The sequence below is a fragment of the Kitasatospora sp. NPDC057692 genome, from assembly GCF_042799475.1.
Lineage (GTDB): Bacteria > Actinomycetota > Actinomycetes > Streptomycetales > Streptomycetaceae > Kitasatospora.
Window position 1 is genome coordinate 36,321 of record NZ_JBHVIV010000057.1, and the last position, 23,885, is coordinate 60,205.

The 23,885-nt window shown below is 72.6% G+C and carries 18 protein-coding genes and 1 riboswitch; of the genes, 7 read left to right on the forward strand and 11 right to left on the reverse strand.

Translation table 11 applies throughout. The features are described 5' to 3' along the window. The first annotated feature begins 179 nt into the window (after positions 1-179). Positions 180-935 carry an IclR family transcriptional regulator gene (locus ACFVFS_RS27670; protein WP_380627413.1) on the forward strand — a complete coding sequence of 252 codons (756 nt, stop codon included), beginning with the start codon at positions 180-182 and terminating at the stop codon, positions 933-935. Here the strand turns inward: ACFVFS_RS27670 and ACFVFS_RS27675 are convergent. Continuing rightward, entirely contained in the window at positions 871-1,530 is a 660-nt protein-coding gene (locus tag ACFVFS_RS27675; protein ID WP_380627414.1) for a trimeric intracellular cation channel family protein, read from the reverse strand. The two genes, ACFVFS_RS27670 and ACFVFS_RS27675, sit on opposite strands and share 65 nt — an antisense overlap. Before the next feature lie 158 nt (positions 1,531-1,688). Between ACFVFS_RS27675 and ACFVFS_RS27680 the strand changes: the two genes are divergently transcribed. Further along, positions 1,689-3,104 (forward strand): acyltransferase family protein, encoded by a 1,416-nt coding sequence (locus ACFVFS_RS27680; protein ID WP_380627415.1) that lies wholly within the window; start codon positions 1,689-1,691, stop codon positions 3,102-3,104. A 180-nt stretch (positions 3,105-3,284) separates the two neighbouring features. On the opposite strand, the gene ACFVFS_RS27685 is transcribed toward ACFVFS_RS27680, so the two are convergent. The 7 genes from ACFVFS_RS27685 to ACFVFS_RS27715 all read right to left on the reverse strand — a co-directional run bounded on the left by ACFVFS_RS27685 (position 3,285) and on the right by ACFVFS_RS27715 (position 11,795). Continuing rightward, positions 3,285-4,349: an ABC transporter ATP-binding protein gene (locus ACFVFS_RS27685; protein WP_380627416.1), complete on the reverse strand. Its 1,065-nt coding sequence runs from the start codon at positions 4,347-4,349 to the stop codon at positions 3,285-3,287. A 34-nt stretch (positions 4,350-4,383) separates the two neighbouring features. Then, complete coding sequence (locus ACFVFS_RS27690; RefSeq protein WP_380627417.1) at positions 4,384-5,454, reverse strand: ABC transporter ATP-binding protein; 1,071 nt, start codon at positions 5,452-5,454, stop codon at positions 4,384-4,386. Further along, a complete protein-coding gene (locus ACFVFS_RS27695; protein ID WP_380627418.1) occupies positions 5,451-6,461 on the reverse strand; it encodes an ABC transporter permease in 1,011 nt (336 codons plus the stop codon). The genes ACFVFS_RS27690 and ACFVFS_RS27695 overlap by 4 nt, the downstream gene beginning before the upstream one ends. Positions 6,462-6,559: 98 nt before the next feature. Further along, positions 6,560-8,344, reverse strand: coding sequence for an ABC transporter substrate-binding protein (locus ACFVFS_RS27700; RefSeq protein WP_380627419.1), 1,785 nt, complete (start codon positions 8,342-8,344; stop codon positions 6,560-6,562). 56 nt (positions 8,345-8,400) lie between these two features. Beyond that, entirely contained in the window at positions 8,401-9,390 is a 990-nt protein-coding gene (locus ACFVFS_RS27705) for an ABC transporter permease (protein WP_380627420.1), read from the reverse strand. Between the two features lie 480 nt (positions 9,391-9,870). Then, positions 9,871-10,818 (reverse strand): enhanced serine sensitivity protein SseB C-terminal domain-containing protein, encoded by a 948-nt coding sequence (locus ACFVFS_RS27710; protein ID WP_380627421.1) that lies wholly within the window; start codon positions 10,816-10,818, stop codon positions 9,871-9,873. A gap of 173 nt (positions 10,819-10,991) precedes the next feature. Next, positions 10,992-11,795 carry an enhanced serine sensitivity protein SseB gene (locus ACFVFS_RS27715; protein WP_380627422.1) on the reverse strand — a complete coding sequence of 268 codons (804 nt, stop codon included), beginning with the start codon at positions 11,793-11,795 and terminating at the stop codon, positions 10,992-10,994. A gap of 187 nt (positions 11,796-11,982) precedes the next feature. Beyond that, positions 11,983-12,090, forward strand: a riboswitch (glycine riboswitch). Between the two features lie 219 nt (positions 12,091-12,309). Here ACFVFS_RS27715 and gcvT point away from each other — a divergent pair. From gcvT to ACFVFS_RS27740, 5 genes are all read left to right on the forward strand, one after another. Then, the gene (gene gcvT, locus ACFVFS_RS27720; RefSeq protein ID WP_380627423.1) at positions 12,310-13,431 is read left to right on the forward strand and encodes a glycine cleavage system aminomethyltransferase GcvT; all 1,122 of its coding nucleotides are present in this window, start codon (positions 12,310-12,312) and stop codon (positions 13,429-13,431) included. Between the two features lie 89 nt (positions 13,432-13,520). Continuing rightward, entirely contained in the window at positions 13,521-13,904 is a 384-nt protein-coding gene (gene gcvH / locus ACFVFS_RS27725; RefSeq protein ID WP_380627425.1) for a glycine cleavage system protein GcvH, read from the forward strand. A gap of 121 nt (positions 13,905-14,025) precedes the next feature. After that, on the forward strand, positions 14,026-15,294 hold the full coding sequence (glyA, locus tag ACFVFS_RS27730; RefSeq protein WP_380627426.1) for a serine hydroxymethyltransferase: 1,269 nt from the start codon (positions 14,026-14,028) through the stop codon (positions 15,292-15,294). 188 nt (positions 15,295-15,482) lie between these two features. Further along, positions 15,483-16,850, forward strand: coding sequence for an L-serine ammonia-lyase (locus tag ACFVFS_RS27735; RefSeq protein WP_380627427.1), 1,368 nt, complete (start codon positions 15,483-15,485; stop codon positions 16,848-16,850). Between the two features lie 193 nt (positions 16,851-17,043). Then, entirely contained in the window at positions 17,044-17,622 is a 579-nt protein-coding gene (locus ACFVFS_RS27740; RefSeq protein WP_380627428.1) for a CAP family protein, read from the forward strand. On the opposite strand, the gene ACFVFS_RS27745 is transcribed toward ACFVFS_RS27740, so the two are convergent. The 3 genes from ACFVFS_RS27745 to ACFVFS_RS27755 form a co-directional block, all read right to left on the reverse strand. Beyond that, positions 17,623-21,513 carry a hypothetical protein gene (locus ACFVFS_RS27745; RefSeq protein WP_380627429.1) on the reverse strand — a complete coding sequence of 1,297 codons (3,891 nt, stop codon included), beginning with the start codon at positions 21,511-21,513 and terminating at the stop codon, positions 17,623-17,625. 553 nt (positions 21,514-22,066) lie between these two features. Continuing rightward, a complete protein-coding gene (locus ACFVFS_RS27750; protein WP_380627430.1) occupies positions 22,067-22,567 on the reverse strand; it encodes an ATP-binding protein in 501 nt (166 codons plus the stop codon). Positions 22,568-22,747: 180 nt separating this feature from the next. Further along, the coding region (locus ACFVFS_RS27755) for an Ig-like domain-containing protein (RefSeq protein WP_380627431.1) at positions 22,748-23,885 on the reverse strand (1,138 nt) is incomplete at its 5' end.

Sequence of the window (23,885 nt, forward strand, 5' to 3'; positions counted from 1 at the left end):
ACGGGCGGACCCGATCCGCCGCGCCGCAGCGATCCGGCCACCGGACGCGGCGCACCGCGGGGCTGCCCGTCCGGGCAACCCCGGTACGGGAGGGGGCCCGCGAGCGGTTAGCCTGACGGCCGGTGCGGCCGGACCGGAACCGGGCGTTCCCTAGCGGAAACCAGGAGTCAGGCGGTGGGATGTCCCAGTCGGTCGATCGTGCCCTGACCCTGCTCGGGTCGCTCGGCGACGGCCCCGTCACCCTGGAGCAGGCCGCCACCTCGATCGGCGTGCACAAGTCCACCGCGCTGCGCCTGCTGCGCACGCTGGAGGAGCACGGCTTCGTCCACCGGCTGTCCGACCGGCGCTACCGGCTGGGCGGCCGGGTGCTGTCGCTGGCGCAGGCGGCGCTGCGGGAGATCGACGTCCGGCAGGTCGCCGCGCCGTACCTGGCCTCGCTGCACGAGCGCTGCGGCTGCACGGTGCAGCTGGCGGTGCTGCAGGACGACGAGGTGCTGTACGTGGACGAGCTGGCCGGGCGGTGGAGCGCCGCCGCGGGCCTGCCGACCCGGATCGGGCGGCGGGCGCCGGCCGCCGGCACGGCGATCGGCCGGGTGCTGCTGGCCGGGCTGCCGGAGGACGGCCGGGCGGTGGAGGAGCTGTCGGCCGATCTGGCGGCGGTGCGCCGGCGGGGCTGGGCGGCGGAGTCGGCCGAGCACCCGGAGGCGGTGACCTGCGTCGCGGCGCCGGTGGCGGGCAGCGACCGGCGGGCGGTCGCGGCGTGCGCGATCTCGGCGCCCCGGGACCGGGTGTCTCCGGCCGAGCTGGTGAAGCTGGTGCCCGAGCTGCTCTGCACGGCGGAGGCGATCTCGCTGGCGTACGGCGGCTCGCCTACTCCTCGCTGGTGCGAGAACCGTTGCGGCGCCAGGCCCGCGGCGCGCGCCAGCCGTACCTGAGGGCGAGCATCCGCAGGCCGAACGCGGTGAGCGCGGCGGCGGTGCCGGTGGCGGCGGTGAGGCTGTCGAGGGCGATGAGGACGGCGACCAGCGCGGCGCCGACCAGCGCGGGCACCGCGTAGATCTCACGGTCCCAGCGCAGCAGCGAGGGGATCTCCCCGGCGAGGACGTCGCGCATCACGCCGCCGCCGGCGGCGGTCACCATGCCGAGGGCGACGGCGGAGACGGCGCCGAGGCCGAAGTCGTGGGCCTTGGCGGTGCCGGTGACGCAGAACAGGCCGAGGCCGAGCGCGTCGAGGGTCTGCACGGCGCGGTTGATCCGTTCGACCTCGGGGTGCAGGAAGAAGACGACCAGGGCGGCGATCATCGGGGTGACGAAGTAGCCCAGGTTGGTGAAGGCGGCGACCGGGGTGGCGCCGATCACGAGGTCGCGCATGACCCCGCCGCCGAGCGCGGTGACCTCGGCCAGCACGCAGATGCCGAAGATGTCCATGTTCTTGCGGACGGCGAGCAGCCCCCCGGAGAGGGCGAAGACGAAGATGCCGACGAGGTCCAGCGACTGCTGCACGTCGGAGGGGAAGATCTGGGAGGTCACCGTCCCTTTTGTACCCGACGCCGGAGGCCCTCCCGCGCGCCGGGCACGGGGAGGCGCGCGGAGAAAAATGGTCACGGTACGGACAAGAAGGGCACCGCAGGGAACATAAGCCCTCCCTCGGACAATCAGTTCCGCGCCGTTTCGGCTAGCCTCCGCCTGTGAAGCTGATCGAACGCGCATCCAGGCATCGCACCGGCCGCCGGTCGGCCGAGGGCGCCACCACCACCCCCGCCGCGTCGCGGCTCGGCTGGCTCGACGCCCTGCGCGGGATCGCCGCCCTCTCGGTCGCGGTCTACCACTTCGCGCTGCCGTTCTACTGGGTGCCGCACGGCACCAAGGTGCCCTACTACCTGGACCCGGGCATCTTCGGCGTGATGCTGTTCTTCCTGGTCAGCGGGTACATCATCCCGGCGTCGCTGGAGCGGCGCGGCGACGTCCGCGGGTTCTGGGCGGGCCGCTTCTTCCGGATCCTCCCCGTGGTGATCCTCACCGTGGTCGGCAGCCTGCTGATCCTGCCCCGCCAGTACTCGGTGGTGAACGCCTGGTCCTACGAGCACCCGCTGCTGTCGATCGTCGCCAGCGGGACGATGCTGCAGGACATGACGGGCGTGGCGAACGTCATCGGGGTGATGTGGACGCTCACCTACGAGATGATCTTCTACTACTTCGCGACGGCGCTGTTCGTCGTCGGGTGGCACCGCAAGAGCGCGCCGATCGCGATCGGCTTCGCGGCGTTCGCGGTCGTCCTCGGCGCGTGGCTGTCGCTGGGCACCATCACCAAGGACATCCAGTCGACCCGGCACCTGGTGGCCGCCGTCACGCTGGTGGTCGTCATGGCGATGGCCTGCATCGCCACCGCGCGCCCGGAGCTGGTCCGCTGGGGCGGCGTCATGCTCGGCGGCCTCGGCCTGACGCTGATCCTCCTCAACGGGCGGTCGACCGCCTTCGAGACCATGATGATCTTCGCCACGATGTTCGCCGGCACCGTCCTCTACCGGCTTGAGCACGGGCAGATCGAGCGGCTTCCGGCCATCCTGTGCTGCACCTTCGTGGCCGTCTCGGGCTTCCTCTGCGGCTACCTCTACAACCGCGGCCCGGCCCTGTGGCGGACGTGGAGCAGCTCGTGGATGTCGTTCTCCTACGCCTACATCGCGGCGTGGGCGGTGTTCGTGATCGGCATGATGCTGCGCAAGCGCCGCTTCCCCCGCTGGCTCAGCTGGCTGGGCGCCATCAGCTACTCCGTCTACCTGCTGCACAACCCGCTGATCCACGCCATGAACTGGCTGCTGGAGGGCCACGCGCCGATCGTCAGCTGGAAGGACCGCGGCATCCAGCTCGTCGCCTTCTCTGCGGCGCTGCTGATCATCAGCTACGCCAGCTACCGGCTGATCGAGATCCCGTTCCAGAACCTCGGCCGCAAGGTCATGAAGGCCGTGAACCGCCGCTTCCCGGCGCCCGCCGCGCCGCAGCCGGCCGTCGTCGGCCAGGCCCGGCCGGCCGAGGCGCCCGACGGCGCGGTCCCGGCCCCGGCCGCGGCCTCACCGGAGCCGGCGCTGTCCGGCAACCGCGACTGACGCCGCCCCTCGCACACAGGAGTCCGCCCGCCCCGGTGACCCGGGACGGGCGGACTCTTCACGTTGCGGAGGGACGCCGCTCAGTCGTTGCCCTCGCTCCGCACCGGCCTGCGCTGGACGCTGCCCCTCGCCCCGCTCGGGCCTGCGCTAGTCGTTCCCCTCGCTCCGCTCGGGCCTGCGCTAGTCGTTCCCCTCGCTCCGCTCGGGGAAGTGACACGCCACCTGGTGCCCCGCCGTCGCGGCGGTCAGCAGCGGCTCCTGGCTCGCGCAGATCTCCTGGGCCTTCCAGCAGCGGGTGCGGAAGCGGCAGCCGCTGGGCGGGTTGATCGGCGAGGGCACGTCGCCCTTGAGCAGGATCCGCTCGCGCCCGGCGCGCTGCCGGCGGCGCGGGTCGGGCACCGGCACGGCGGACATCAGCGCGGTGGTGTACGGGTGCATCGGGCTGCGGTAGAGCGAGTCCCGGTCGGCGATCTCGACGATCTTGCCGAGGTACATCACCGCGACCCGGTCGGAGACGTGCCGGACCACCGAGAGGTCGTGCGCGATGATCAGGTAGGTCAGCCCGAGCTCCTTCTGGAGGTCGTCGAGCAGGTTGACCACCTGGGCCTGGATGGAGACGTCGAGCGCGGAGACCGGCTCGTCCGCGACGATCATCTTGGGCCGCAGGGCGAGCGCCCTGGCGATGCCGATGCGCTGGCGCTGGCCGCCGGAGAACTCGTGCGGGTAGCGGTTGTAGTGCTCCGGGCTGAGCCCGCACAGCTCCAGCAGCTCCTGGACGGCCTTCTTGATCCCGCCCTCGGGCTCCGCCTTCTGCAGCTTGAACGGCGCGCCGACGATGGTGCCGACGGTGTGCCGGGGGTTCAGCGAGGAGTACGGGTCCTGGAAGATCATCTGGATGTCGCGGCGCAGCGGCCGCATCGCCCCGACCCCCAGGTGGGTGATGTCGGTGCCCTCGAACTCGACCGTCCCGCCGGTGGGCTCGTCGAGCCGGGTGACCAGCCGGCCCATCGTGGACTTGCCGCAGCCGGACTCGCCGACGACGCCCAGGGTCTCGCCGGCGTTGACGGTGAAGTCGATGCCGTCGACCGCCCGGACGGCGCCGGTCTGGCGCCGCAGCAGGCCGCTGTGGATCGGGAAGTGCCGGGTCAGACCGGTCACCTTGAGCAGCGGCTGCCGGTCCGAGGCGGGCGCCGGTGCGGGAACCTTCTTCAGAGGTTCGGGGCTCGCCGCCTGAGTGTCCGTCATCGGTTCTCTCCAGAAAGGTGGTACGAGGCCGGGCTCACAGCCGGGGCGCGATCTCTTCGGCGAAGATGCGGTGCCGCTCGGCGAGTGCGAGGTGGCAGGCGGCGTGGTGTCCGGGCGCGACCTCGGTGAGCTTCGGGGTCTCCTCGGTGGAGCGCCCGCCGGTCAGCGCGGCGTAGGGGCAGCGCGGGTGGAAGGCGCAGCCGGACGGCACGTTGATCAGGCTGGGCGGGGTGCCCTTGACCGGGACCAGGCGGTCCTGCAGCTCGCGGTCGAGGCGCGGCATCGAGCCCAGCAGGCCCCAGGTGTAGGGGTGCTCGGGCGCGTCGAAGAGGGCCTCGGCCGGACCGCGCTCGACGCACTTGCCGCCGTACATGACCAGGATGTCGTCGGCGAGCTCGGCGACCACCCCGAGGTCGTGGGTGATGATGATGACGGCCGAGCCGAACTCCTCCTGGAGGTCCCGGATGAGGTCCAGGATCTGCGCCTGGACGGTGACGTCCAGGGCGGTGGTCGGCTCGTCGGCGATCAGCAGCGAGGGGTCGTTGACCAGCGCCATGGCGATCATGGCGCGCTGGCGCATGCCGCCGGAGAACTGGTGCGGGTAGTCGTCGACCCGGCGGTCGGGCTGCGGGATGCCGACCCGGTCGAGCATCTCGACGGCTCGGGCGCGGGCCTGCTTCCTGCTCGCCTGCGGGTGGTGCACCCGGTAGGCCTCGACGATCTGCTGCCCCACCGTGTAGTAGGGGTGCATCGCGGTCAGCGGGTCCTGGAAGATCATCGCCATCTGCCGGCCGCGCAGCTGGCGGACCCGGTCCGGCCCGGCGGAGATGAGCTCCTCGCCGTCGAGCCGGATCTCGCCGCTGATCCGGGCCCGCTTGGAGCGGTGCAGACCCATGATGCCGAGCGAGGTGACGGACTTGCCGGAGCCGGACTCGCCGACGATGCCGAGGGTGCGGCCCTTGGCGAGGTCGAAGCTGACCCCGTCGACGGAGCGGACCAGGCCGTCGTCGGTGTCGAAGTGGATCCGCAGGTCCCGCACGGAGAGGAAGGCCTCCTCGCCGCCCGGGGCGGCCGTGCGGGCCGGGGTCTTCTGGAGCTCGGTCACGACAGCCTCACCCGGGGGTCGACAGCGGCGTACAGGAGGTCAACCACGAGGTTGCAGAGGACGATGAAGAACGCGGCGAGCAGGGTCACGCCGAGGATCTTCGGGAGGTCGTTGTCGGAGATCGCCTGGACGGCGAACTGGCCGACGCCCTGGAGCGAGAAGACCTGCTCGGTGATCAGCGCGCCGCCGAGCAGCAGGCCGAGGTCCATGCCGAAGATGGTGACGATCGGGGTGAGCGCGGCCCGCAGCCCGTGCCGGGTGACGACCTTGGACTCGGCCAGGCCCTTGGCCCGGGCGGTGCGGATGTAGTCCTCGCTCATCGTCTCCAGCATTCCGGCTCGGGTGAGCCGGGCGTAGAGCGCGGAGTAGAGGAAGGCCAGCGAGATCCACGGCAGGATCAGGTTGCGGGCCCACATCAGCGGGTTGTCGGTGAAGTTGACGTACTGGAGGTTGTCCAGGATCGGCCACTCGTAGCTGAACACCGTGAGCAGCAGCGCGCCGGTGAAGAAGACCGGCAGCGAGACGCCGGCGAGCGCGATGCCCATCGAGAGCCGGTCGAAGATCGAGCGCGGCTTGAGCGCGGAGATGACACCGGTGGTGACGCCGGAGGTCAGCCAGACCACGGCGGCGCCGATGGCCAGGGAGATGGTCACCGGGATCCGCTTGGTCAGCTCGGGCCAGACCTCCAGGTGGTTCTTGAAGGAGTAGCCGAAGCAGGGCACGTGGCAGGTGGCCGGTTCCGGGCCGAACTTGTACTCGGCGCCGCTGACCAGCGCCTTGAGGAAGTTCCAGTACTGCGTGTACAGCGGCTGGTCGAGGCCGAGGTTCTGCTTGACCGCCTTGATCGCGTCCGGGGAGGGGTTCTTCCCGATGTACTGGGTGGCCAGCTGGTCGGCCGTCTGTCCGGCGAGGCGCGGGAGCAGGAAGAAGATCGCGAAGGTGACCGCGCTGACGACCAGCAGCAGCACCGCGGCCGCGAGGATCCTGCGGATGATGTAGGCAAACACAGTTGGTCGGCTCCGGCCGCCCGCCGCCGTCCGGGGTCCTCCGGACGGCGGCGGGCGCCGCTGCCTTCACCTGCCTTCAGGGATGCGGAGCCAGGCTCTTACTTGGTGGTGCCGATGTTCAGGTAGTCGTACTCACCCGAGAAGGCCGGCGTGGACACGAGGTTGGTGGCGTTGTCCGGGCGGTACAGGAAGACCTTGAAGTCGGTCAGCGGGACGTAGACCGCCTGCTCCATGACCTTCTTGTCGATGTCGCCGTAGATCTTCTCGCGGGCCGCCCGGTCCGGGTTGGTGGCGGCGTCGTCGAGCAGCTTGTTGATCGCCGGGTCGTTCAGCGAGGGCAGGTTGCTGTTGCCGGAGGCCTTGATCGCGCGGCCGTCGACGATCTGCTGCAGGAAGCCGTAGCCGGTCGGCCAGTCGGCGCCCCACTGCATCATCATCAGGCCGATGTTGTGCTCCTTGGCGAAGGCCGGGGCGCCGGCGCTGTCGGCCAGGTACTTGCCCTGCGGGAACTGCTGGATCTCGGCGTTGATGCCGACCTTCTTCAGCGCGGCCTGGATCGAGGTGGCGGCGGCGACCTCGGTGGCGCGCTCGGTGCGGGCGGAGAGCACGGTGGTGATGCTGTCCTTGCCGCAGGCCTTCAGGGCCTCCTTGGCCTTGGCCTCGTCACCCTTGTTGTCCTTGGTCTCCCACAGGTTGAAGTCCTGGTGGCCCGGGATGTCCGGCGGGAGCATGGTGTTGGCGACCTGGCCGCGGACCGGGCCGCCGAGCGAGGTCTGCACCGAGACCTTGTCGACCGCGAACTGGACGGCCTTGCGGCACTCGATGTTGTCGAACGGCGCGACCTCGGTGTTGATCGCCATGTAGACCTTGCGGCCGCCGTAGGCGTTGTCGGTGCTGGCCTTCAGCTTCGGGTTCTGCAGGATCTGCGCCTGGGTCTGCGGGTCGACACCGCCGCCCACCAGGTCGACCTGGGCGTTGCCGGCCAGCAGGTCCTTGTCGATGGTGGCCTGGTCGATGTTCATCCGCAGCACGATCTTGTCCGGCAGCTGCTTGCGGATCGGGTCGGTGGCCGGGTCCCAGTTGGTGTTCGGGACCAGGACGGCCTGCTTGCCGTCCTCGTAGGACTCGAACTTGAAGGAGCCCGAGGAGACGATCTTCTTGACGTACTCGGCGCCGGTGTCCTTGGCCTGCGGGACCGGGACGGTCTGCGGGGCGCTCACCAGGTAGTCGAAGTCCGCGAAGGCGTGCTTCAGGTGGAAGACGATCGTGGTGTCGTCCGGGGTCTCGATCGACTTCAGGTCGCCGGTCTTGTCCTTGTACGGACCCGCGTACGGCGTGCCCTCGTTGTCGACCAGCAGCTCCTTGAAGTACGTCGGGCCGTTGGAGTTGACCTCCGGCGCGAAGTTGGAGCGCTCGACGGCGTACTTGACGTCCTTCGAGGTGATCGGGGTGCCGTCGTCGTACTTCAGGCCCTTGCGCAGCTTGTACGTCCAGGTGAGGCCGTCCGGGCTGACCTGGCCGAGCGACTCGGCGAGGTCCGGGACGAGCTTGTTGCCCGCATCGCCGGCGCCCGGCTGGAAGGTGGTGAGCGGACGGCCGTACAGGCGCGAGAAGTTGTAGATGTACGCGTAGTACGTGTTCCCCGGGTCGAGGGAGTCCGGGGTGCCCTTCATCTCGAAGGTGACCGTGCCGCCCTTCTTGTCCGAGGCGTTGACGATGCCCTTGGTGGCCGCGTTGGCCCCGGAGCCGCCGGCGGCCTCGGTGCTGCTGCCGGTGGCGGTGGACTTGGCGTCGTCGCTCTTCTTGCTCGACGAGCAGCCGGTGACGACCAGGACCGCGGCAGCGGCCATGGCGGTCAGCGCGACGGTACGGGACCTACGCATGGGTGAGATCAACCCCTTGAGGAAGTGGTGGCTGAACGGAGGATCCTGACGCTGTGTCAGTTGCTCTTGGGATCGAGGGCGTCACGCAGCCCGTCACCGAGCAGGTTGAAGGCGAGCACGGTGAGGAAGATCGCCAGACCGGGGACCACCATGTACTGGGGGTCCACCTGGTAGTACCGGATCGCGTCCTGGAGCATCCCGCCCCAGGAGGCCTGCGGAGGCTGGATGCCGACGCCGAGGAAGCTCAGCCCGGCCTCGAAGAGGATGTTGGTCGGGATCAGCAGGGTCGAGTAGACCAGGATCGGACCGACCAGGTTGGGCAGCAGTTCCTTGAACAGGATGAACGGGCCCCGGGCGCCGAGGCTGCGGGCCGCGTAGACGAACTCGCGCTCGCGCAGCGAGAGGGTCTGTCCGCGCACGATCCGGCCGATGTAGGGCCAGTTGAAGAAGCCGATCACGAAGATCAGCACCAGGATGTGCAGCGGCAGGCCGTGCAGCCCGAACGCGCCGCCCTGCAGCGACGTGGAGATCGCGATCGCGAAGAGCAGCAGCGGGAAGGCGAGGAAGACGTCCATCACCCGGCTGATCAGGGTGTCCACCCAGCCGCCGTAGTAGCCGGCCATGATGCCGAGCACGGTGCCGATGGTGTTGGACAGCACGGTCGCGCCGAAGGCGACCAGCAGGGAGACCCAGGAACCCTCGATCACGCGGGTGAGCAGGTCACGGCCCTGCAGGGGGTCGACGCCGAGCGGGTGGTCCCAGCTCATCCCGCCCCAGTCGCCGAGCGGCAGGCCGCCGAGGTCGGCGTCCAGCAGGTCCTGGTTGAGGGCGTCGGGGTCGAGCCCGAAGACCGACTCGATCGGCTTGGCCAGCACGGCGAGCAGGATCAGGAGGATCACCACGATGCCGCCGGCGACGGCGGCCTTGTCCCGCTTGAAGCGGGTCCAGGCGATCTGGCCGAGCGAGCGGCCCTCGATCTTCTTGGCCGGGCTCGCGGCGGCGTCTGCCCCCGGTGCGTTGCCGGCGGTCTTGATGGGTGCGGTCATGGTCAGTTCGGTCCCCTCGCCGACGGTGGCCGGCCCACGGGTGCCGGACGCCGGGATCGGCGGCTCGGCTGGTGCGGACGTGCTTGGGTGCGGACGTGCGGAGGTGCAGGTGCGGGTGCGGGGGTGTTCCCAGCGGTACGACGTGCTCAGTACTGCTGCCACGCGGGATGGGCGTCACGTGGATCATGCGGTCCGCCAGCGCGTTCGCCTTTGTGAGGCGCCAACCACGCGCGGTGGGCTGTTGCAGAACTCTCTGCCATCCGAACTGGCTTGCGCCAGCCCTGCCAACCGACAGATGCCCAACTGTGATCTGTCCGCATGCACCTCCCGAATCTTCGGCATATCCCTCTTCACACAGCTGTAACAGCCATGTCAAGATGTCTGCCACCCACTCCGCGGAGAACGTCCGGAAAACGCCGAAACCGGCCTGACAGAGTGTCAAGCCGGTTCCTGTGATGGATGTTTGGCGCGTTTGAGCGGTCAGCGACCGGGGTAGCCGGGCCACGGCTGCTGCGGCGGGGGCTGCTGCCCCGGCCAGCCCGGAGCCGGCGGCCGGGTGCCGTAACCGAAGCCCTGCCCGTGCGCCGGACCCTGCTGCGAGGCGTACGGCGGCGGGGGCACCGGCGGGTACGGACCCGTCTGCGGACGGCCGTGCCCGGCCGCCTCCCGGTCGTAGAACGGGCGGGCGTTGGCCCGCATCCACAGCGCCACCGGGTCGTACTCGTCCGCCATCGCCACCGTCGAGACCGCGAGCCCCTCCGGCGCGACCGCGATCGCCCGCTGCATCAGCGCCCGCACGGCCTCCACGGTGGGCGGCGAACTCTCGTACAGGTCAAGGCCGATGGCGAGGTACGGTTCGCCCACGGACGGCCGCACCCAGGCCCGGCGCAGCGCCTTCACCGCGCGCACCTCGACCGCCTGCCGCTCCAGCAGCGCGAAGAACTGCTGCGCCGGCACCTGCGGCTCGCTCAGCTTCAACGGCCCGGCCGGCAGCCGGTCCAGGCCCGCCGCGACCCGGCGCAGATCCGCCCAGGGCACGCCCACCCCGCCGCCCGGGGCGTGCGGGTTCAGCCACAGGCCCCACCGGGTGCGGTACAGCGAGGCCGCGATCTCCCGGCCGGAGATCACCTCGTGCGCCCGCGCCCAGCCGGACGCCGCCAGCTGCTCGGGCGAGGTCACGGCCGGGGCGTACCCGTGGCCGCTGATCTCCATGTTCCCGTACCGGGCGTCCGGACTGCCCGGCGTGCCGTGCCAGAGCAGCATCCAGACCCGGCCCTCGGCGAGCGCGTGCAGCATCGTCTCGTAGGCCTCGTAGCGCTCCGGCGCCACCTCGCGCAGCGCGCGCTCCAGCGCGCCCGGATCCGGGCGTCCGGTGGGCGCCTGGCCCCAGGGCCCCGGTGCACCGCCAGCTACCGATCCCGCACTCATGCGCCCACCTCGCTGCGCTTCTTCGTTCCTCGTCCGTCACCGGCGGCCCGGCGGCCGTCAGCACGCACCCTATGGGGCGGTTGCCGACCACCGCCACGCCGACGTGCCAGGGTCCCACCGCCGCCCCGCCCGAACCCGCCCGGCGGATGCCGGACGGACGGCCGGAGTCCGGATCAGCCCCGTACGTAGAAGGGCGCGACCCGGGTCACCAACCAGTCGACCACCGGATCGTCCGCGAGGTCGAGCAGTACGAGGTGGACGCCGCCGGGCAGCGGCGCGGTTCCCAGCGCTCGCCCCAATGCCTCGTTCACCGCGGCCGGGTCGGCCGGGGCCAGCGGGTCCAGCTGGACGCCGACGAACATCACGGTCGGCTCGCCCTCGACGCTCGCCAGCGCCCGCCGCGCGGTCAGCACGCCCGGCAGCGCCGCGAGCTCCCCGCGGCAGGCGGCCAGGAACGCCTCCGGGTCCTCCCCCGGCACCGGCTCGCGCAGCGCCACCCGGCCGCCGCCGGGGGCGTCCGGCGCGTCCTGGGCGGCGTCCCAGCGGTCCTCGCGCGGCCCGCGGCGCAGCTCGGCCACGCCCTCCGGCGGCACCGGGATGCCCACCGCCGCCTCCGGGTTGACCGCGATGCCCACGCCCAGCGGCAGACCGCGGGCGAACTCCCAGACCGGCGCGACCGCGAACGGCATCCCCGGCGCCTGCTGGAGGAACACCTCCTGCGAGGAGAACACCGGGACGTAGGGGTCGCCGGCCAGTTCGATGACCGGCAGGTCCAGCGACCGCCCCTGCGGGTCGCCGCCCGACGGCAGCGGGATCCACACCTGGCTGCGCGCCAGCACCTCGACCACCCGCGGGGTCGCGCCCGGGTCGCCCAGCGCGGCGGTGAGCACCTGCTCCAGCTCGTTGGCCGGCCACCCTCCGGCCGGCGGCGCCGAATCCGCCCCGCCCCACCCCTGCTGCTCCACCGGGTACCCCATGCGCCGCCGTACCGCCCTCTGCTCGCCGATGCCCGCAGCCTAGCGTTCCGGCGCCGCGCCCGCCCCGCCCCGGGCCGCCGGGCCCGACGTGACGCAGCCCCCTCTCCCCTCATTCCCGCGGACGTGCCATGATGTGCCCGTCTGCGGTGGCATCCACCCAGGCCCCGCCAACTCCATACCGGCCGCTCGAACCCGCGCGGGAGAGTCCGGAGCGCCCCCGTCGAGGAGGCGCAGCCGGCGCCGAAGGAGCAAGTCCTCCCCGGAATCTCTCAGGCACCCCTACCGCACGGGTTAGGCACATCTGGAAAGCGGCGCACGGCCCTGCCGTCCGCCCACCCACGGTGCAAGCCGCCATGCTGTCCCCTACAGGGCAGTGGACGGTGAAGCTCTCAGGTTCGACGACAGATGGGGAGACCCAGCCGCCGCATGCCCGCGCGCAGGGTCCGCCGCCCCCGAAGCAGGGCCGGTCCCGGCGCGCGCACCCCTGAGTGCCCCGACCGAGGAGTTCCTGGCCATGTCGTCCCTCCGCCTCACCGCGCTCGACGCGCTGCACCGCGCCCTCGGCGCCACCATGACCGACTTCGCGGGCTGGGACATGCCGCTGCGCTACGGCAGCGAGCGCGAGGAGCACCTCGCCGTCCGCACCAAGGCGGGCCTGTTCGACCTCTCCCACATGGGCGAGATCACCGTCACCGGCCCGCAGGCCGGCGAGATGCTGGACCACGCCCTGGTCGGCTTCGTCTCCGCGCTGGGCGTGCTGCGCGCCCGCTACACCATGATCTGCGCCGAGGACGGCGGCATCCTGGACGACCTGATCGTCTACCGTCTGCGCGAGGACGCCTTCCTGGTCGTCGCCAACGCCTCCAACGCCCAGCTGGTGCTGGACGAGCTGATCGCCCGTGCCAAGGGCTACAACGCCGTCGTCTCCGACGACCGCGACGCCTACGCGCTGGTCGCCGTCCAGGGCCCGGAGTCCACCGCGATCCTGGCCGGCACCACCGAGGCCGACCTGGCCGGCCTGAAGTACTACGCGATCCTCCCGGCCCAGGTGGCCGGCCGCGACGTGCTGCTCGCCCGCACCGGCTACACCGGCGAGGACGGCTTCGAGATCTTCTGCAACCCGGGCGACGCCGAGCAGATCTGGCAGGCGCTGACCGAGGCCGGCGCCGACCGCGGCCTGATCGCCTGCGGCCTGTCCTGCCGCGACACGCTGCGCCTGGAGGCCGGCATGCCGCTGTACGGCCACGAGCTGTCGACCGACCTGACCCCGTTCGACGCGGGCCTGGGCCGGGTCGTCCGCTTCGACAAGACCACCAACGAGGGCGCCTTCGTCGGCCGCAAGGCCCTGGAGCGGGCCGCCGCCGAGGCCGAGGCCAACCCGCCGCGGGTGCTGGTCGGCCTGGTCTCCGAGGGCAAGCGCGTGCCGCGCGCCGAGTACACCGTGGTCTCCACCGACGGCGAGCCGATCGGCCGGATCACCTCCGGCGCGCCCTCCCCCACGCTGGAGAAGCCGATCGCGATGGCCTACGTGGACGCGGCCCACGCCGCCCCCGGCTCCACCGTCGCGGTGGACGTGCGCGGCAAGCACGAGCCGGTCCAGGTCGTGGCGCTGCCGTTCTACAAGCGCGCCCGCTGACCCCCCTCCCCCCGCTGTTTCCCACGCGAGGCACGTCCGCGCGCCGGGCCGCTTCGTCGTACCCGCTTCCCATCCTGGAGAATGACGCCATGAGCAACCCCCAGCACCTGCAGTACACCGATGAGCACGAGTGGCTGACCACCTCCGCCGCCGGTGAGGTCGCCACGATCGGCATCACCAAGCACGCCGCCGACGCCCTCGGCGACATCGTGTACGTGCAGCTCCCCGAGGTCGGCGACACCGTGACCGCCGGCGAGACCTGTGGCGAGCTGGAGTCGACCAAGTCGGTCAGCGACCTGTACTCGCCGGTCACCGGTGAGGTCACCGAGGTCAACGAGGCCGTCTCGGACGACAACAGCCTGGTCAACAGCGAGCCGTTCGAGGGTGGCTGGCTGTTCAAGGTCCGCGTCGAGGCGGTCGGCAAGCTGCTGAGCGCCGACGAGTACACCGCGCTCACCAACCCCTCGGCCTGAGCCACCGCCGGGGCGGCCGCCGCACCGCGGCCGCCCCGCCTGCGCCCGCCCGTCGCCCGCCGCCCTTCCGGCGACGCGCGGGGCGCGGCCCCTCCCCCTCTCCTCCCGGGAAGACTCCACCATGACGGTTCTGAACCAGTCCCTGCACGCCCTCGACCCGGAGATCGCCGCCGCGGTCGACGCCGAGCTGCACCGCCAGCAGACCACCCTGGAGATGATCGCCTCCGAGAACTTCGCCCCGGTGGCGGTCATGGAGGCCCAGGGCTCGGTGCTGACCAACAAGTACGCCGAGGGCTACCCCGGCCGGCGCTACTACGGCGGCTGCGAGCACGTCGACGTGGTCGAGCAGATCGCGATCGACCGGATCAAGGCCCTGTTCGGCGCCGAGCACGCCAACGTCCAGCCGCACTCCGGCGCGCAGGCCAACGCCGCCGCGATGTTCGCGCTGATCAAGCCGGGCGACACCATCCTGGGCCTGAACCTGGCCCACGGCGGTCATCTGACCCACGGCATGAAGATCAACTTCTCGGGCAAGCTCTACAACGTGGTGCCGTACCACGTGAACGACAAGAGCGGCCAGGTCGACATGGAGGAGGTCGAGCGCCTCGCCAAGGAGCACCGGCCGCAGCTGATCATCGCCGGCTGGTCCGCCTACCCGCGCCAGCTCGACTTCGCCGAGTTCCGCCGGATCGCCGACGAGGTCGGCGCGCTGCTGATGGTCGACATGGCCCACTTCGCCGGCCTGGTCGCCGCGGGCCTGCACCCCAACCCGGTGCCGTTCGCGGACGTGGTCACCACCACCACCCACAAGACCCTGGGCGGCCCGCGCGGCGGCGTCATCCTCTCCAAGGCCGAGCACGCCAAGAAGATCAACTCCGCGGTCTTCCCCGGCCAGCAGGGCGGCCCGCTGGAGCACGTCATCGCCGGCAAGGCCGTGGCCTTCAAGGTCGCCGCCTCGGAGGAGTTCAAGGAGCGCCAGCAGCGCACCCTGGACGGCGCCCGGATCCTCGCCGAGCGCCTGCTGCAGGACGACGTCACCGCGGTCGGCGTCTCCGTGCTGTCCGGCGGCACCGACGTCCACCTCGTCCTGGTCGACCTGCGCAACAGCCAGCTCGACGGCCAGCAGGCCGAGGACCGCCTGCACGAGGTCGGCATCACGGTCAACCGCAACGCCATCCCGAACGACCCGCGCCCGCCGATGGTCACCTCCGGCCTGCGGATCGGCACCCCGGCGCTCGCCACCCGCGGCTTCGGCGCCGAGGACTTCCGCGAGGTCGCCGACATCATCGCCGAGGCCCTGAAGCCGGCCTTCGACGAGGGCGTCGCCGGGGCCCTCAAGGCCCGGGTCACCGCCCTGGCCGAGAAGTACCCGCTCTACCCGAACCTGTAAGTCCCGCCGTTCGGCTGCGGGTGACCGGGCTCACCCCGCCCGGACACCGGGGATTCCGGGGCACCGCGCACACTGGAGAGTGCACGCGGTGCCCCGTCCCGTGTCAGCCGCCCGACCGCCCCGTTCCGCCACCGCCGTCCTCCCTCCCTGCCGGCACCACCCACGAGACCAGACAAGGACGTCCCTCCGTGGCCATCAGCGTCTTCGACCTCTTCTCCATCGGCATCGGTCCGTCCAGCTCCCACACCGTCGGCCCGATGCGCGCCGCCCGGATGTTCGCCCGCCGACTGAAGTCGGAGGGCCTGCTGGCCGAGGTCACGGCCGTCCGCGCCGAGCTGTACGGCTCGCTCGGCGCCACCGGCCACGGCCACGGCACCCCCAAGGCGGTGCTGCTCGGCCTGGAGAACGCCTCCCCGCGCACCGTCGACGTGGACCAGGCCGACCGCGACGTCGAGCGGATCACCGCCGAGAAGCGGATCCACCTGCTCGGCGTCCACGCCATCGACTTCGACCCCGACACCCAGCTGGTGCTGCACCGGCGCCGCTCGCTGCCGTACCACGCCAACGGCATGACCCTGTGGGCGTACCGGGCCGACGGCTCCACCGTGCTGGAGAAGACCTACTACTCGGTCGGTGGCGGCTTCGTCGTCGACGAGGACGCGATCGGCGCGGACCGGGTCAAGCCCGACGACACCGCGCTGAAGTACCCCTTCCGCACCGGTGAGGAGCTGCTGCGGCTCACCCGGGAGACCGGCCTGTCGATCTCCGGCCTGATGCTGGAGAACGAGAAGGCCTGGCGCACCGAGGAGGAGATCCGCGCCGGGCTGCTGGAGATCTGGCGGGTGATGCAGGAGTGCGTCCGGGCCGGCATGTCCCGCGAGGGCATACTCCCCGGCGGCCTCAAGGTCCGCCGCCGTGCCGCCGCGGCCGCCCGCGCGCTGCGCGCCGAGGGCATCGGCCCGGCCAACGCGATGGAGTGGGTGACCCTCTACGCGATGGCGGTCAACGAGGAGAACGCCTCCGGCCGCCGGGTGGTCACCGCCCCGACCAACGGCGCGGCCGGCATCATCCCCGCCGTCCTGCACTACTACCTGAACTTCATCCCGGGCGCCGACGAGGACGGCATCGTCCGCTTCCTGCTCGCCGCGGGCGCCATCGGCATGCTCTTCAAGGAGAACGCCTCCATCTCCGGCGCCGAGGTCGGCTGCCAGGGCGAGGTCGGCTCGGCCTGCTCGATGGCCGCCGGCGGCCTCGCCGAGGTCCTCGGCGGCAGCCCGGAGCAGGTCGAGAACGCCGCCGAGATCGGCATCGAGCACAACCTCGGCCTCACCTGCGACCCGGTCGGCGGCCTGGTGCAGATCCCCTGCATCGAGCGCAACGGCATGGCCTCGGTCAAGGCCGTCACCGCCGCCCGGATGGCCCTGCGCGGCGACGGCCGCCACCACGTCTCCCTCGACAAGGCGATCAAGACCATGAAGGAGACCGGCGCCGACATGAAGATCAAGTACAAGGAGACCTCGCGCGGCGGCCTCGCCGTCAACGTCATCGAGTGCTGACGGCGCCCCCGCCACGCCCGCGCCCCCGCCCTCCCGGCGGGGGCGCGGGCGGTTTCTCCCACCGTAGCCACCGGGTCGCGGCGGCGGTCCTCCTTCTCACTCGGCCGGGTGAACCGGTCCGGATCCGGACCGGGCGGGTTCCGGTGGCTGCCATCGTGGCGGAACACCACCCCCACTAGCCCCCGGAGCGCGGATGAAGCACACCCGTCACGGTGTCCGCACCCTCACCACCCTGCTGCTGGCCGCCGCCCTGGCCGCGGCCGCCACCACCCCGGCCGCGGCCCGCGCCGCGCTGCCGGACGCCACCGACGCCGCCTTCGCCGACGACTGCCTGCGCGCCCACAACGAGTACCGCGCCCGGCACGGCGTCCCGGCGATGACCCCGGACCCCGCCGTCCAGGAGTACGCCAGGAGCCGCGCCGCCCACCTGTCGACCTCCGAGCGCCTCTCCGGCGGCCACACCGGCCTCGACCCCGCGTACGGCGAGAACCAGTCCTGGTTCGGCTCCACCGTCCCCGACCTGGCCACCTGCCGCCGGGCCGTCGACGCCTGGTACGCGCAGGCCGGGAACTACGACTACGGCAGGCCCGGCTACTCCGCCGCCACCGGCCTGTTCACCCAGGTGGTCTGGAAGTCCTCCACCCGCCTCGGCTGCGCCCGCGCCCACGGCCGCGGCGACACCTGGTACGAGACCTACGTCGTCTGCGAGTACGGTCCCCCGGGCAACGTCGCCCCCGAGTACGCCGGGAACGTCCTGCCCCCGCGCACCTGATCAGCAGGTCTCCCGGTACGGGACGCCGGGCAGGTGGGTGCGCCACTCCGCCCGGCCCAGCCCGCCGCCCGCCCGGCGGCACAGCGCCGCCGCGACGGCCGGCGGGGCGACCTCGATCCGCCGCAGCGGCACGTGCACCCCGGAGACGTACAGGACCGCCGAGTCCGCGGAGAAGGCGAGATCCCGGACGAGGCCCCCCGCGGTGGGCAGCGGTGAGCCGATGGGGAGGAGGGAGGCGAGGTCCCAGAGCTGCACGGTGTGGTCGTAGGAGGCGGCCGCGAGCATCCGTCCGTCCGGCGAGAACGCGAGCGCGGTGACCCGCCCCGCCTCGGATCCGGCGGTCCGGGCCAGCACGCCGAGGCGGCGGGCGACCGCTCCGTCCCACAGCACGACCCGCCCCGCGTCCTTCCCCTCCGCGAAGTACCGGCCGTCGGGGCTGAAGCCGAGCGCGTCGTCCGCCGCTCCCGGGATCCGCGACCGGGGGTCCGCGGTCATGCTCGGCAGGTCGACGACGCGGCCGGACGAGGAGACCAGCAGCCGCCCGTCCGGCCGCACGGCGAAGGCCGGACCCTTCACGTCCGGCACCTCCGCCGTCACGCTCAACCGGGCCGGATCCCAGAGGGTGACGCCCTCCGGCTCCCGGTCCGAGGTCGTCGCCAGCCGGCCGTCCGGGAGGAACGCCAGTCCGCCCCAGCCGCCGATCGGCCCGTCGGCCGAGGCCACCTCCCGCTGCCGCACCGGGTCCCACACCAGGATCCGGCGGGTGGCGGAGGATCCGTCCGTCCAGGTGGTGGCGGCCGCCAGCAGTCCGCCGTCGGCCCGGAAGGCCAGGGCGGATCCGCAGGTCGGCCGGATCACCCCGGCCTCGGGCGATGGCGTGAGCGGGCAGGGCAGGCCGCCGGACTCGGCCACCCGGGCCCCGCTCGCGACGTCGACGATCCGCAGATCGGCCGTCCCGGTGCCCTCCGCCGCGGTCAGGGTGGCGAGGAGCCGGCCGTCCGGGGCGAACTCCGCGGAGAGCAGCACCTCGGACCGCCACTGCCGGTGCGTCGCCTCGCCGATGTCGTACACGTGGACGACGTTGTGCTCGGCGCTCTCCCCCGGGTAGCCGAGGTAGCGCAGCCGGCCCGCCACCGGGTCCACCGCGGCCTCCCCGGGGGTGGTGCCGGTCACCGGGTAGATCCCCACCGGGGTGTCGGGGCTGTCGAGGCGCCAGAGCACGACGTCCTCGTCCGTCGCCGCGACCAGGTAGCCGTTGTCGTCGCTGGACCCGATCGTCTGCACCTCGCGCACCGGCAGCAGGGGCCGCTCGGAACCGGCGGCGACGTCCCACAGGCGGATCCCGTCCTCGGTCAGGTGGGCGAGCAGGCCGTCGCCGACGAACCGGTAGCGCTCGTCGTGGCACGCCGGGTCGGGCGCCTCCCCCGCCCAGGGCGCGGGCAGCTGCCGCTGGTCCGCCAGGTCCCATAGGCGCAGCGGCCGGCCCGGGGCGCAGAGCAGGAGCAGCCGGCCGGCCGTGTCGACCGTCGCGTCCGGGAGGCTCTGGTTCATCGGGCGGCGTTCCCTCTCCTGGCGGATCCTGGTGACGCCCGAGTACTCGACCTGGACCTTGAGGTCCGGATCGCGCGGCTCGCTCACCTCCAGCAGCGAACGGCCGCTCTCCGCGTCCCAGACGGTGACCACCCACGCGGTGGGGGCACGGCCGTAGCCGATGACCTGCCGCCCGCCGGGCGCCATCTCCGCCCCGGCGTCCGCGCGGCCGAGGACCCGGTCGGGCCGGCGGCCGGTGAGGTCCCGCACCGCCACCCGGCCGGCGCCGCGGAGGTTCCCCGCGGTGGCCGGATCGGCGGCGCCGTCCGGGAAGAAGGTCACCAGATCCCCGTCCCCGCGCTTCCACCCCACCCGGTCCACGTCCTCCCCGAGGCCGGGCAGGGTGCGCACGACGGTTCCGGTCTCCAGGTCCCGGACGGTCACGCGCCCGGGGCCGACGCTGGTCAGCGTCCGGCCGTCCGAGCCGAGGTAGCGGACGGTGCGCGGGTCGTCGTCGGGGTCGCTGAAGGCCTCCAGCTCCGATTGCGCCAGGCCGCCCAGCAGGACCGACCTGGTCTCCGGCAGGTCGGCGAGGCGCCAGGCGGCGAGGGCGAGCCGGATGGCGGTGCGCGGGTCGGAGAGCCGCAGACTGGTGGCGACCCCGGCGGCCCGGCGGGCCTCCGCCTCGACGCGGCGCCGCTCGCCGACCCGGTTCTGCTGCCACGCGGCCAGTCCGGCCGTCAGGGCGAGCACCAGCACCGTGCAGAGCACGCCGGTGAGCACCCGCCGCCGTCGGCGCTCACGGCCCTGCGCGGCGGTGCTCGCGGTGAGGAACTCCCGCTCGATCGGGGTGAGTTCGTCCGGTCCCTCACGGCGGGCCGGGAACCGTTGCGCCGCGACGGCCAGCCGGACCCCGCGGTACAGCGCCCCGGTGTCCCGGCCGAGGGACGTCCAGGTGTGCGCGGCCTCGGTGAGCCGGCGCTGGACGTGCAGGCGTTCGCGGTCCTCCTCGATCCAGCCGCGCAGCCGGGGCCAGGCGGTGAGCAGCGCCTCGTGGGCGAGTTCCACGGCGGTCCCGGTGAGGGTGACCAGCCGGGCGCGGGCCAGCTGTTCGAGGACGGGCGCGGTGTCGGAGGCCACCGCGCCGGACTCGTCGGAGCCGTGGGAGCCGTCGGGGCCGTCGGGGCCGTCGGGGCCCTCGAACTCGGCGCGGTCGGCGGGCCGGCGGGTGTCCTGGGTGCCCCGTCCCGGCGCGACCAGCCGCAGCAGCACCCGGCGGGCGGCGGCGGCCTGCCCGGGGGTGAGACCGGCGTGGAACTCCTCGGCGGTACGGGCGAGCGCGCCGTGCAGGCCGCCGGCCGCGTCGTAGGCGCTCTCGGCGAGGGTGCGGCCGTGGCGGCGGCGCCAGGTCTCCAGCAGGGCGTGCGAGAGCAGCGGCAGGCCACCGGGCTCGTCGGCGAGCTCGCGGACGATCCGGGCGGTGAGCGAGCGTTCGACGACCAGGCCGCGGGCGGCGGCGGGCCGCACGACGGCGTCGCGCAGCTCGTCCGGGCTCATCGGGGTGACCAGCTGGGTGGTGTCCCGGACGGCCTCGGCGAGCGGGCCGTGGGCCGCGCAGTGGCCGAAGAAGTCGGCCCGCACCGCGAGCACCACGCGGGCGCCGCGGTCGGGCTCGGCGGCGGCGAGCAGCAGGTCGACGAAGCGGGCGCGCTCGGCAGCGTCGGTGCAGAGCGTGAACACCTCCTCGAACTGGTCGACGAGCAGCACCACGCCCCGGCCGGTGCGTTCCGGCGCGAGCAGTTCGGCGTGGCTGCGGACCGGGTGCGGGCCGGGGGTGAGCAGCCGGATCGCGGTGGGCCGCCGCGGGCCGGCCTCCTCCTCGCGCAGGGCCGGGACCAGGCCGGCCCGCAGCAGCGAGGACTTGCCGCTGCCGGAGGGCCCGACCAGGGCCACCACCCGCCGTTCGCGCACCAGCGCGACGAGCCGGGCGACCAGCCGCTCGCGCCCGAAGAACAGTTCCCGGTCGCCGGGCTCGAACCTGGCCAGCCCGAGGTACGGGGCGTCGGCCGGATCGTCGGCCGCCGCCGTCCGCTCGGCCAGCTCCCGGCTCGCCCGCCGCCAGCGCTCCGCCCACGCGTCGACGTCGCCCCCGCACGCGCCGACGTAGGCGAGCGCGACGGGCAGGGTCGGCAGCCGCTCCCCGGACGCCGCCTGCGCGAGTGCGGCCGGGGAGTAGTGCGCGCGGGCCGCCATGGCCCGGTAGGTGAGGCCTCCGGACTCCTGCCGGAGTTCGCGCAGCTGGTACGCGAACCGCTCGGCCGGTCCGTCCGCCGGGTCCACCGGCCGTTCACGACGCCCCATCCCGCCCCCGCCCCGCGTGCGGACCACCCCCGCCCACAAGGATCCTGACGCCCCGCCAGGTCTTTGTCCACGGCACCCGGGAGGGCCTTCTGGACAACCTCCGGACGGCGAAGACTGAGGTCATCGGCTCCGGGCCTCCCCGACGGGGGTGGGGAGGCCCGGAGCGGATCGGCACGAGCCGGGATGCGCCGCCCCGGCCTGGTCGCGCCACCCTGGATCGACCCGCCAGAATAGTGTCGATCATGAATAATCTCAGGCCTCGACGTGAACCTATGCAAATTCCCAAGGTGAACTAAGTTACAAACCTTGAAATCGAAGCCACTTGGTTTGCCCACATGCTGAGATCCATGCGATAGTCGAGATGTCCGAGGGCGGACGCCGGCAACTGGCGCGCGCCCTGGGCGACGATGACTTCGGCTGGCCCGACCTGGCACGGCCGACGCCCATCGCGCGGCACGCACCCCCTTGGCCGGCGCGATGACCTGCAGGGGCCCCCAGCCACCGGACCACGGTGAAGTCGGGGGCCCCGCGTGTTTTCCCGGACCGGGGCGGCTCAGACCGCCCGCTCACGGACCTTCAGCTCGAACCAGACGCCCTTGCCGCGCGGCAGCAGGTCGGCGCCCCAGCGGTCCGCCAGGTCGTCGACCACCTGCAGCCCGCGCCCGCGCTCGTTGGCCGGCACCGGCTCCGCCACGATCATGCACGGCAGCGCCCGGGAGGAGTCCCGCACCTCCACCCGGACCCAGCCCGGCTTGCGCACCAGGTGCAGGCCGATCGTCCGGCCGGCCGCGTGCCGCAGCGCATTGGCGACGAGTTCGCTGGTGAGTAACTCGCCGACCTCCAGGTGCTGGTGCAGGTCCCAGTTCTCCAGGGCCGCGAGCACCAGTCTGCGCGCCAGCGGACCGGTCGCCGGCCGGGACGGCAACCGCACCTCTCGCGGTGCGTCCCGGTCGCACAGCTTCCCGACGTACAGCTGCTCCAGCTCCTCGGAGCTGAGCCGTTCCAGGGCCGCGAGGGCGTCCTGGAACGGTGCCCACGACGCGTCAGCGACCAAGCTGGATCCCGGAAGTGATGACTGATCTGTTTCGCCCCAACCCGCCATGCGGACCATCATTGCGGAACGCAAGCGGCCGCGTACGGACAATGAGCAAACGATCACCGAGTGTTTCGGCATATGCCGCGTGCAACCCGAACCCGCGTTCGGGCAGGTCCGGGGCACGGGGCGGCGCGTGTGCTACCAGGCGCTCCAGTCGAGGTTCCAGCCGCTGAGGCCGTTGTCCGGCGCGACCCGGCCGCGGGCGGAGTTCTGCACGGTCACCACGTCCCCGACGAGCGAGCCGTCGTAGAACGTGCCCGCCGAGGTGCCCGAGCCGCCGCCCTTGACGTCCTTCAGGCCCACGCAGCCGTGGCTGACGTTGTCCTCGCCGAAGGCGTTGCTCCAGTAGTTGCCGTGCACGTAGGTGCCCGAGTCGGTGAGCCGCATGGAGTGCGGCACCTGGAGGTCGTAGGGCTCGCCGGTCATCCCGGGCAGGGTGCTGGACTGCATCCGCACCACGCCCTCCTTCGACATGACGACCATGGTGCCGTTCCAGGTCGGGTGCTCCGGCGAGCCGGAGGTGATCTCGACGACCGAGCTCCGGCCGTCCTGGACCACCGTCATCTCGTGCGTCTTGGCGTCAACCGTCGAAATCCGGGATCGCCCGATAGTGAAGGGCTCGTCCCGGTCGACTCCCCCGTAGACGCCCGGGGCGATCTCCACGCTCTTCAGCCGGTACTGGACGGTGACCGTCGTCCCCGGGGTCCAGTACTTCTCGGGACGGAAGTCCAGCCGGCGGTTGCCGAACCAGTGGCCCTTCACCGCCGTGCCGTCGCTGGTCTTGAAGGTGATGCCCTTCGCCACCGCCTCCTTGTTCTTCACGTCCTTGTCGAAGGAGACCGAGACGATCATTCCCACGCCGTAGGTGGCGCCGTCCTCGATGTTGTCGCCCGCCTTCGCCTCGCGCTCGGGCGTGAGCGTGGTGAAGCTGCTGTCCGCCGCGGCGACCACGCCGCCGGCGTCCGCCGCCAGCGCGCTGACCTGGTAGGCGGTGCCGACCGCGAGCGGGCCGGACGGGGTCCAGCTCGACCCGTCGGCGGCGATCGTGCCGGCCACTTCCTGGCCGGCCCGGTCGCTGACCTTGACGGTGGTGAGCCTGCCGCCGGAGACCGCGACCTTGAGGGTGCCGTCCGGGGCGACGTCCACCGCGCCGGCCTTCGGCTGGATGTCCACCACGGCCTGCGACACCTTGGGCGCGGCACTCGCGGCGGGCGCGCCCGGCGACGCCGCGGCCGCTGCGGCCGCCCCGGGGGCCGGCGCCGACGGGGCCCCCGCG